12 protein-coding genes are annotated in these 9,911 nt (G+C 55.1%); 7 read left to right on the top strand and 5 right to left on the bottom strand.

The window, feature by feature from the left end; all coding sequences use genetic code 11:
* On the top strand, positions 1-269 hold a 269-nt coding region (locus ACO0LO_RS28570), incomplete at its 5' end, for a hypothetical protein (RefSeq protein ID WP_422969872.1).
* A 119-nt stretch (positions 270-388) separates the two neighbouring features.
* Positions 389-1,171, top strand: coding sequence for a SprT-like domain-containing protein (locus tag ACO0LO_RS28565; protein ID WP_422969870.1), 783 nt, complete (start codon positions 389-391; stop codon positions 1,169-1,171).
* Positions 1,172-1,231: 60 nt separating this feature from the next.
* Here ACO0LO_RS28565 and ACO0LO_RS28560 read toward each other — a convergent pair whose 3' ends face one another.
* The 5 genes from ACO0LO_RS28560 to ACO0LO_RS28540 form a co-directional block, all read right to left on the bottom strand.
* A complete protein-coding gene (locus tag ACO0LO_RS28560; protein WP_422969868.1) occupies positions 1,232-2,362 on the bottom strand; it encodes a TIGR03118 family protein in 1,131 nt (376 codons plus the stop codon).
* 156 nt (positions 2,363-2,518) lie between these two features.
* The gene (locus ACO0LO_RS28555) at positions 2,519-3,196 is read right to left on the bottom strand and encodes a TorF family putative porin (RefSeq protein ID WP_422969866.1); all 678 of its coding nucleotides are present in this window, start codon (positions 3,194-3,196) and stop codon (positions 2,519-2,521) included.
* Positions 3,197-3,215: 19 nt separating this feature from the next.
* Positions 3,216-4,538, bottom strand: a complete 1,323-nt coding sequence (locus ACO0LO_RS28550; RefSeq protein WP_422969864.1) for a S8 family peptidase — start codon at positions 4,536-4,538, stop codon at positions 3,216-3,218.
* On the bottom strand, positions 4,535-5,221 hold the full coding sequence (locus ACO0LO_RS28545) for a zf-HC2 domain-containing protein (protein WP_422969862.1): 687 nt from the start codon (positions 5,219-5,221) through the stop codon (positions 4,535-4,537). Before ACO0LO_RS28545 ends, ACO0LO_RS28550 begins: the two co-directional genes overlap by 4 nt.
* The gene (locus tag ACO0LO_RS28540) at positions 5,218-5,823 is read right to left on the bottom strand and encodes an RNA polymerase sigma factor (protein WP_422969860.1); all 606 of its coding nucleotides are present in this window, start codon (positions 5,821-5,823) and stop codon (positions 5,218-5,220) included. The genes ACO0LO_RS28545 and ACO0LO_RS28540 overlap by 4 nt, the downstream gene beginning before the upstream one ends.
* 222 nt (positions 5,824-6,045) lie before the next feature.
* On the opposite strand from ACO0LO_RS28540, the gene ACO0LO_RS28535 reads away from it, so the two are divergent.
* The 5 genes from ACO0LO_RS28535 to ACO0LO_RS28515 all read left to right on the top strand — a co-directional run bounded on the left by ACO0LO_RS28535 (position 6,046) and on the right by ACO0LO_RS28515 (position 9,805).
* The gene (locus ACO0LO_RS28535; RefSeq protein ID WP_422969859.1) at positions 6,046-6,567 is read left to right on the top strand and encodes a DUF2726 domain-containing protein; all 522 of its coding nucleotides are present in this window, start codon (positions 6,046-6,048) and stop codon (positions 6,565-6,567) included.
* A gap of 136 nt (positions 6,568-6,703) precedes the next feature.
* Positions 6,704-7,213 (top strand): methylated-DNA--[protein]-cysteine S-methyltransferase, encoded by a 510-nt coding sequence (locus ACO0LO_RS28530; protein ID WP_422969857.1) that lies wholly within the window; start codon positions 6,704-6,706, stop codon positions 7,211-7,213.
* A 129-nt stretch (positions 7,214-7,342) separates the two neighbouring features.
* Entirely contained in the window at positions 7,343-7,651 is a 309-nt protein-coding gene (locus ACO0LO_RS28525; RefSeq protein WP_422969855.1) for a FeoA family protein, read from the top strand.
* Positions 7,651-9,528 carry a ferrous iron transport protein B gene (feoB, locus tag ACO0LO_RS28520; protein WP_422969853.1) on the top strand — a complete coding sequence of 626 codons (1,878 nt, stop codon included), beginning with the start codon at positions 7,651-7,653 and terminating at the stop codon, positions 9,526-9,528. The genes ACO0LO_RS28525 and feoB overlap by 1 nt, the downstream gene beginning before the upstream one ends.
* A gap of 1 nt (position 9,529) precedes the next feature.
* The gene (locus ACO0LO_RS28515; RefSeq protein ID WP_422969851.1) at positions 9,530-9,805 is read left to right on the top strand and encodes a hypothetical protein; all 276 of its coding nucleotides are present in this window, start codon (positions 9,530-9,532) and stop codon (positions 9,803-9,805) included.
* Positions 9,806-9,911: the final 106 nt, after the last annotated feature.

Genomic DNA, 9,911 nt, shown 5'->3' with positions numbered 1-9,911 from the left:
CAGCAGAGAAACGAGATTATGTAGTATTTAATTCGCTTCGTCAACTTCTTTTTAACTCGGCGCTTTCTTTTTTACTACCGCACTTCTTGCCTTGCTTCTCTCGCTTTTTACTTCTTTTTCCGTCTTCGCTTACCCACTCATCCCGCTCAAAAACAGCCCGACTTCTTGCTGTCCCTTTCGCGTTATTTGCTGCTTGCCTCGACGGGAGCCGAACTATAGCAAGACCACATTCAACTTGGCAAGCGCTTTTTGAAAATCATTCAAAATAATTCAAACGATTAAGCTGACGCCATCCAGGGCATGCAAGCGACCAATATCGGGCATCACAAGGAGCAGGTATTTTTGCCTGCGTTTTGACATTAAATGTCTCGTACGATACATTTCATGAATGAGCAATAGCGCCACCAAGCCCACCGACGAGTTTTATGGGCGCCTGCAAGCCGCCTACGACTACTTCAATCTCGCACTGTTTGACAATGCCCTTCCCCACTGCCTGATCACGGTCCAAAGGGAAAAGAATACGATGGGCTTTTTCTCTGCAGCGCGCTGGAGTAATAACGGCAAAAGAGATGTCCATGAGATTGCACTGAATCCCGCCTATTTTGCCCGCCGCAAGGTCATCGAGGTATTCCAGACGCTGGTGCATGAACAATGCCACGTGTGGCAGCATGAGTTCGGCAATCCCAGCAGGACCGGTTATCACAACCGCGAATGGTCTGAAAAAATGGAGTCCATAGGCTTGATGCCCAGCGCCACCGGCGCGCCCGGTGGAGACAAGCTCGGGCAAAAAATGTCGGATTACCCAATCGAAGGAGGCCGGTTCCGGCAAGCCTGCGTGCAGTTGATGACAAGCGGATACCAGTTTAACTGGATAGACAGGCGCATCGCCAGGCACCAGGGCGGGTATGAGGCCCCGCCGGCCGCAAGCCAGATGGCCGAAGCCCCGGCAAGCGCCACCGCTTCGCTCGCGATCACATCCGCGGAAGCCATACTGGACCTGCCCATGACACAGCTGGCACCCGATGCGGCATACCAGCTGATACTGCCTGCCGACACAAAAGTCCGCGCCAAGACAAAGTACTACTGCCCCGGTTGCGAGACGAACGTCTGGGGCAAACCCCAGCTTTCCATCCGCTGCGAGGATTGTGACCTCACCTTTATCTCGGTCTAGAAGACGGCGGCCACCAGCGCGGCCGGATAGCAATGGCATTGCTCCAGTGGCTGCCGTCTCTTACTGAAGATCTACTCTGCCATACAAGCCATGTGCTTCATCCGCCGGCCCGGCAGTGAAAAACAGCGTATTGACGGGCTGGCTGTTGACGCCATTGCCGAATGCAATACCCCACAAACCGTCGATGACAACAGGCGTGCCGTCGGCCTTGCTCAATGCGCCTGCAAAACTGCCGTCGGCGGGATCATACGCATTTATTTTGCCGTCGCCAAAGTTGGCCACCAGCAGTTTGCCGCTGAGCGTGCCGAAACCGGCTGGCGCCATCGCCAGCCCCCAAGGCGCATTCAGGGCGCCGCCCTTGACTAACTGCTTGATGAAATTGCCACCGGCATCGAATACATCCACGATCCCGATGCCTGCACCCGGCACGTCATCATGCGCCTGCGCATCCTGCCTGGCATACGTCACATAAATGTTGGAGGCAATGGCCTGTATGCCGAAAGGCGCGTAGCCGGGCGGAATAGTCGCATCCCGGAACCCGCCCGGCAAGGACACCTTGGTAAAAGTACCGTCATAAACATCGATAGTCCCGTTATGGAAATCGGTGGCGTAGATATAGTTGATACCCAAATAAGCGGAGATTGCCAGCCCCTTATATACCTTGCCGGCGGCGCCGGCGTCCACCACCCCAACGGCGTTCGTCATATTGACCCCTGGCGACCAGCCAGACACGGTGCCGGACTCTCCGACAAAAATAAATGGAGCCGCCCCGGACACGCTGTTCTGTGTCACCTTGAAGTCTTTCGTGGAATTGAAAACGATGCCGGTCGGGTTGCCGGGCACAGCAACCACCAGCGACTGCGGTAGCCCGTTTCCATCATATAAGGTAGAGGTCGATGTTCCATTATTGGCAACCCACACGAAGCCGGTAGGATTAAATGCAATGCCCCAGGCATTCTTCACCCTGGCATCGGTATTGGTGGCAACCCCGCTCGTATCCGCGACGATATCTTTTACAGCGTATGCAGAAACGGCAGATGGGGGGGTGACCGGAGTTACGGGAGGGGATGCTGCCGGCGCCGCCATTGATCCACCATAATCGCTGCCACCGCAAGCAGCCAGGCTGCCTGCAAGACCAAGAGCCGCAAGAATTGCAGCCAGCCGGCTAATACCATGAGTTTGCGCTTTCATCACATCTCCTTTTGCGTCGACGAAAAAATGGAACACGATCTTCCGTGTATCCATGGCCGTTGGCAAAAGGTTCAGGATTTATAAAAGAATACTGTTACCGGTTGTAAGCGATTAAATGGCAACCGGCAACCTGTGCATGACACATCAGGCATCAGTTCAAAAAGAATAGGAGCCGCTTAGCATCAGCGTATTGGCGTTATGGTCATAAATAGAGGAGCGCGCGCGGTTCCTCGCCGTGGCGACCCATGCCAGTTGCACACGCCAGTCAGACCAGCTTGTGCTCACGCCTATCAGCGTATCCATGCGCGACACCGGTACAAATGCCGGACTTTGGGATCCGGAGAACCAGCGCAGATAGCCGACATGCGCAAGCAGGCTGGTCCGCTCAGCCACCAGATGCGAAGCATTCAATTCAAGATAGGCGGTCGTCGTGGACTGCCCGAAATAATTGGGTGAGATATATAGCCGGCCACTATATTCATCAAAGCTCAGGCCGGCAAAAGCCTCGGCATAGTTGCTGCCAGAAGTCTGCATGAACGACGAATTGGTTGCCCCCACTTCCCAGGTCAAGCCCGACGCCTGCCGCTGGGAATATCCAGCATAAGCGATCAACTGCTGGTCCCTGCCTTCGCGCAATTTGACACCGGAGCCGAACACGCCGGCATACCACCCAGCTGTGCTGTCATAGCCCAGGCTCGCTTGCGGCTCGGGCTGCCCATCACTTAAAGACACCCCGCGAAACCGGTAATCGGAGACAAGCGACACACTGCCACTGACCTGTGACCAGGCATATTCAGACGCAAGCATACCTGCCGCAGAAAGCAGCAGACTCATAAAACGGGTGCTCTTCAAATCAAAGGCTATGATTCGCTTTCGATGCATGCGTCGATGAACATGAGCATAGGCATTTTCCTGAGGCTTGGGTAATTGTTGCGCAGAGATCGATGACGCCCGCCGTCCGGGCGTCGGCAACGCCACTTGTGCTGATCACGTTCACAAGCAGCTCGTTTTGTCCGTGTCCCGCGATATTAACCGGACGCAACTCCAGGAGCAAGGCCAGCATGCCCGATACATGGGCAGCCGCATAAGAAGAACCGGAAACAAAGCGCCACTTGGAGCCCGGCACTGTCGTTGGTATATCGCGTCCGGGCGCAAGCAACACCTTGCTCTTCCCATCTTTCACGGTATCGTCGCTGACTGCCACCACGCCAGGATAGGATGCAGGAAAGCCCCCTCCCGCGACGTGCGGATCGACGGCGCCGACAATGGCAATGCCGCGGCTCAGCGCGGCATCCAGCAGGCGTTGCAGTAAGCGGTCGGGCGGGCCGCTTAAGCTCAGATTGATTACCTGCGCATCATGCAATATCGCAAAGTTAATCGCCTTGCCCAGGGTAAAACTGTTGCATCTGGTGGCCTTGTCGGCCTTACCGCCTTCCTCCCAACAAGCACGCAGTGCCATCAGCCTGGCACCTGGCGCCACACCGGCAATGCCGATGCCGTTGCCGGCGCGGGCGGCGATAATGCCGGCCACTGCTGTACCATGCGTCTCGGCCGCATAAGGATTGCCGTCGACAAAATTCTCTCTCAGCTGGACCTGTCCTTTCAGGTCGGGGTGGTTTTCTTCAACCCCGCTGTCGATGACAGCCACCTTGATATTTTTTCCAGTTACCGTCTGATGTACTTCGGCCAGATGCCACTCCTTGCCGCCTGGCTGCACCGGATAAAGCGGGTCGCTGCCTTGCAGCACATGAAAAGACTCCATAGCCTGCACCCATTCCACCCGCGCATCCCTGGAGAGCTGTTCGATGACATGCGCAGTAGTTTCGCCGGCAGGCACTTCCATCACATAACAGTCTATGCCCAGGATCGCCATGGGCCAGGCATCCAGCACGGTCAGGCCGTGCAGATGGGCCAGGTCTTCCGCAATACGGCGGCGGGCGCTGCGGCTGCTATCATCCGAGTAACGTCCGCCGTAATTGGCATCCGGGCGAAAATGCGGAGGCGGCAGATGCAGCATTACCAGCACCTGCGATGGCCCCTGCTCGGCATCTGCAGCATCTACCGAAGATGCGACCGCGGCGGGTACGGCAGGCTCGACATCGGCGGCGCTACAGGCAGGCAACCCCGAAAACGCCAATCCACACAGAACCACCAGGCTTATCAATATCCTGATCAATGCGCACCTCCCGCATTCAAGGGCTCCACCAGCGCCACGCCGGGTTCGGCCCGCAATTTTTCAACGGAATGCGCAAGCCCCTCGTCCGGCACATTGAGCAGGTAGGCATCTGTCACCGTAGGTCCATCCACCACTCTCGCATCGCTGGCCTGCAAAATACGGCGCAGGTCTTTTTCCTTCATTTCCGGTTTGAACATGACGACCACGTTACCGGTAACATCCCTGGGCGAACCCAGCACATGGTAAGCAGCAGGCGCCATCATGGGCGAAGCAAGCTGAAATCCAAGACCGACGATGACAGCACATTGCGCAGCCAAAGCCCAGCCCATCCAGTGCGAATTTTCACCTGCAAACCAGGACCTTAGCCTTGCAAATATATCCGGCTTCGATGCTGCCGACTGTGCAGGCAGGCTGCGCAGCACAGGAGCTTCCTGAGGCGCATCCAGTCTGGCGCTGAACTGCGCAAACGCTTTGTCCACATCGGGCAAGGCGTTACTCGGCAAATACACCGTCTGAAATTTACGCTGCCACGCAATGTCGGACTGGCACTGCGCGCAGGTGCGCACATGCTCCTGTACCATTGCCAGTTGCTCGCCTTCCAGGGTTTCGGTCACAAACCAGGGAAGCAGCTCCTGCACCGCCTTGTGCACGGTCGTATCCAAAGTCATTATGCGGGCGCTCATTCTCCGTCCTCCGCCTGATAAGAAAGCAAGATTTTCAAGCGGCGCCGCGCATGGAACATGCGTGTTTTAACTGTATTGACCGGACAATCCATAATCTCGGCAATTTCCCCATAGGCCATTCCATGATAATAAGTCAGGTTGACCACTGCGCGCTGCTCCATCGGCAAGACGCTAAGCGCCTGCTCCACATTTGCTTGTAATTGTTTATACATGACATCCTGCTCGGGTTCGTTCTGCGTATCATCCAGGCAGGCTTCCTCGAAATCCGACTCAAGCGGCTCATCAAGCGAGCGTATGCCCTTGAGCGCCTTCCTGTATGCGATCGCAAAAATCCAGGTGGAGACTTTGCAGCTGTGGTTAAAGCTGGAGGCTTTCTGCCAGACGGTGAACATGGTGTCGTTGACGATCTCTTCTATCAGCGCAGCATTGCGCGTCATCCTGTCGAGAAACCTCACCAGTCTGGGAAAGTAATTACGATACAATACCTCGAGCGCGCGGCGATCCCCGCCGGCAATCAGACCGATCAGTTGTACCTCGTTCGACTCTGCTACCGAAGTACGGCTTCCCGGTATTCGGGCATCTGCATCCCAGCTTTGCTGCATTCCTTCTCCCCTGTTATGCCCGTTTATACCTTTTCCAAAGGAAACGGTTCAAATACCATTTCATCTTACTCGTCCGCTCAAAAAAGTGGCTGGCCGACGTGCCAATATTGTTCATTAGAGCAATTTCCCGCCACTTTGTTTCATTTCGTAAAATACGTTACATTTGCCAAAAGGAAACAACAGCTTCGCTTATATGGTGTCTAATAGTGCCTGGAGGCCACGATGAACATCACCTATCTTATTTACGCCTTAATCATTTTTGCTCTGGGAGCCGCAGGCTGGTTTTTTTATAGCAAAAAAAGCAAGGACCAGTTTGATTTCCGCAAGAAAAAACCGCTCACTGAAGCCGAAGAGCAAATGTACTGGAAATTGGTGCAGGCTTTGCCTCAGCATGTGATACTGACCAAAATCTCCCTGCCACGCATACTTAGCTCTTCTACGGTAGAAGCGAGGGGTTCCATTACACAGAAAACCCTGGACTTCCTCGTCTGCGAAAAAGATTTTACACTCGTCGCCGCAATCGACATTGAAGACAAATCGCCAAGCGGCAGCAGGAAACGCGCCGAAGAAGCGAAGAAATTTGCGCTAGACAAGGCAGGCATTAAACTTATCAAATGGAAATCTTCTGCCTTGCCTACGGATGCCGAAATCCTGAGCAGGGTATTGGGCATAAAACCCAAAGCCCCCGCCCTGAAGATCGTTCCCTCGGAAAGTTTTAATACGGAAAGCGGCGCTGCGGGCTAAGTCATTAGCATTTGCGATTGTAATATAGCGGCTTTGACCGCTTTTTTTCGGCTGCTCTTGTTTATTCCCCTGCTCCCAGCTCAGGAATTCGCTTAACATCAGCGAATGATAAATAAGAACACATAGAGATAGCCGAATGAGCAGGCGAGAAAATATAGATGCCGGCGCCGTCTACAAAATCATGGAGAGCCCGGTAGGCACGCTGACCATGCTGGCATCGGAGCTTGGCCTACATGCCGTCCACTGGGAGGATGAGGCGCAAATCCAGGCCGAAGGATTCCATCACGATCCGCATTATCCCCTGTTAATAGAAACACAGAAGCAGCTGGAAGAGTATTTTGCCAGCCGTCGCAAGACTTTCGACCTCCCCCTGGCTCCGCGGGGAACACCGTTCCAGCTGCAGATATGGCAACTGCTGCAGGATATACCCTTCGGACAAACCGCCACTTATGGCGAACTTGCCGCACTGTCGGGAGACTCTAAAGCCTCGCGCGCAGTGGGCATGGCCAACAATAGAAACCCCATCCCCATCATCATCCCCTGCCATCGCGTGATCGGCCGCTCCGGCGCACTGACCGGATTCGGCGGCGGCCTGCTGAATAAATCCATCCTGCTCGATCTGGAAAGCCAGCATCGCCTGTTTTAAAGCGAGCAGAGTTCACCATCCATCAAAGCTGCCAGGCAAAAATCCCCTGGATAAAGCGAACTTGATCCAGTTTGATATTTATTCTCATTATCATTTAGAATGGCATATCATTATGTAAGAACGAATCATATGCCTGATGCTTCAAGGACTGTAACCTCCCCGATGGCCACGCTGCCCAAGACGACCAATACGCTGGATCAATTAGCTATAGGCGCGTCCGCGCTGGTGGATTCCATAGCAAGCATCAAGGACGGTAGCGATTTCGACGTGGCCCTGCGCCTGAAGGAACTAGGTTTCGTACAAGGTGAAAAAGTCAAAATCCTGCATAAAGGATATTTCGGTGGAGAACCAATTGCTGTCCGCATAGGTCAATCCACTTTTGCATTGCGCAAATTTGAGGCTGCGCTGATCAGTATCATCCAGCCTGGACCCGTTTAATGAACACAGTAAATATCGCATCGCCCCGCATCGCCCTGGTAGGCAATCCCAACTGCGGCAAGACCGCATTATTCAATCGCCTCACGGGCGCCCGGCAAAAAGTCGCCAACTATGCAGGCGTCACCATAGAGCGCAAGGAAGGTAAATTCCGTTCGGACACCGGTCGCCTGTGGCAAGTGCTGGATCTGCCCGGCACCTACAGCCTGAATGCGATCACCCCGGATGAAAAAATCACCAGCGACGTGGTTAAAGGCCTGCGACCGGACGAAGCATTGCCCGATGCGGTGGTATGCGTCGTGGACGCCACCAACCTGAAGCGCGGCCTGCGCATCGTTCTGGAATTGAAAAGCCTGTCCATACCGATGGTGCTTGCCGTTAATATGATGGACGTGGCAAAAAAACGAAATATCCACATCGACATCCAGGCCTTGCAGGAAATGCTGGGAGTTCCTGTCGTGGAAACAGTTGCGGTCGACCCCAAGGGGGTAGATGCGCTGCTGGCAGGACTGGAAAAGCTGGCGGGCAATCTGCAATCACCCGCCACGCATATCAGTGCGGCGTTGCCGCAATCGCCGGAAAACATACAACGCGAAGCCAATGCCATTCTGGAACGTGCGGTCTCCTATACCGATGCGGAGGAAAGCAGCTTCAGCTATAAAATCGACAGCCTCGTGCTGCATCCGCTGCTGGGGCCTATCATTTTTGCGGTGCTGATGTTCCTGGTATTCCAGGCAGTATTTGCCTGGGCCCAGTGGCCTATGGATCAGATCAAGGACGGCATGGATCACCTGGGCAGCCTGGTGGAGTCGGCAATGCCTGCAGGAGCCTTGCAAGGCCTGCTGGTCAAGGGTGTGATCGGCGGCGCCGGCAGCGTGCTGGTATTTTTGCCGCAAATCCTGATCCTGTTTTTCTTCATCCTCGTGATGGAAGATTCCGGCTATCTGCCACGCGCGGCCTTTCTGCTGGACCGCATCATGGGCAAGGTGGGCCTGTCGGGCCGCGCCTTCATCCCGCTGCTGTCCAGCTTCGCCTGCGCCATCCCGGGCATCATGGCCACGCGCACGATACAGAACCCGCGCGACCGGCTCGTCACCATCATGATCGCACCGCTGATGACCTGCTCTGCACGGCTGCCGGTGTATGCATTGATCATCGCTGCATTCATCCCCGAAAAAATGGTTTGGGGCTGGCTCAGCCTGCAAGGCATTGTACTGTTTGTGCTGTATGTGGCAGGCATCGCCGCCGCCATGCTGGTTGCTTTCGTGCTGAAAAAGCAATGGGGCGGCACGCAGCAACAGGCACTGATGCTGGAACTGCCTGATTACCGCTGGCCCAACTCCCGCAACCTGCTGATCGGCCTGTGGGAGCGCGTCAAGATATTCATGACACGTGTAGGCACCATCATCCTGTCGCTGATGGTGCTGCTGTGGTTCCTCAGCAGCTTCCCCGGCGCGCCGGAAAATGCGACTCATCCGGCCATCTATTACAGCATCGCCGGCATACTTGGGCGCGCATTGGAAACCGTCTTTGCGCCCATAGGCTTCAACTGGCAGATCTGCATTGCACTGGTGCCCGGCCTGGCCGCCAGGGAAGTGGCTGTAGCGGCACTGGGGACAGTATATGCGCTGTCTCAATCCGGCGAGGAGCTGGCAAGCTCGCTGCAACCCTTGATTGCGCAATCCTGGAGCCTGCCGACTGCATTGTCGCTGCTGGCGTGGTATGTGTTTGCGCCACAGTGCATTGCGACGCTGAGCGTCGTGAAAAGGGAAACCAATACCCTGCGCTATCCGTTTTTGATGGCTGGCTACCTGTTCGCGCTGGCCTATATTGCTTCATTCGCGACCTACCATATAGCTCGTTTTCTGATGGGAGCCTGACATGCAAATACTGATTGTTGCCTTGATACTGATGTGCGCCGCGGCCTACCTCGGCTGGCGCTGGATGCCCCAGATGCTGAAGAAAGATATCAGCGGCTGGGTTGCCAGGCACGCACCCGCGCTGTCCCCCTACTTGCAGGCGTCCTCAGGCGGCTGCTCCAGCGGTTGTTCTTCCTGCAGCAACAGCAATGCCGACAGTACAGGATGCAGTACTGAGGCCATGCCGGATACAAACAGCCAGGGTCGCCGTGTTATCCATATCAAGCCCCAGCAGTAGGCTGCAACAAAAATGGACTGTCACCATGCGCCAACACCGGGAACAAGCCAGCGGGCGCAAGTTGGCGATATCAAGATATTTAGTGTATCCTGAAATCAATAATTAA

The organism is Undibacterium sp. TJN25, assembly GCF_049339885.1.
GTDB lineage: Bacteria > Pseudomonadota > Gammaproteobacteria > Burkholderiales > Burkholderiaceae_D > Undibacterium.
The sequence above is the reverse complement of the archived record's forward strand: the minus strand, read 5'-3'. Positions and strand labels throughout refer to the sequence as shown.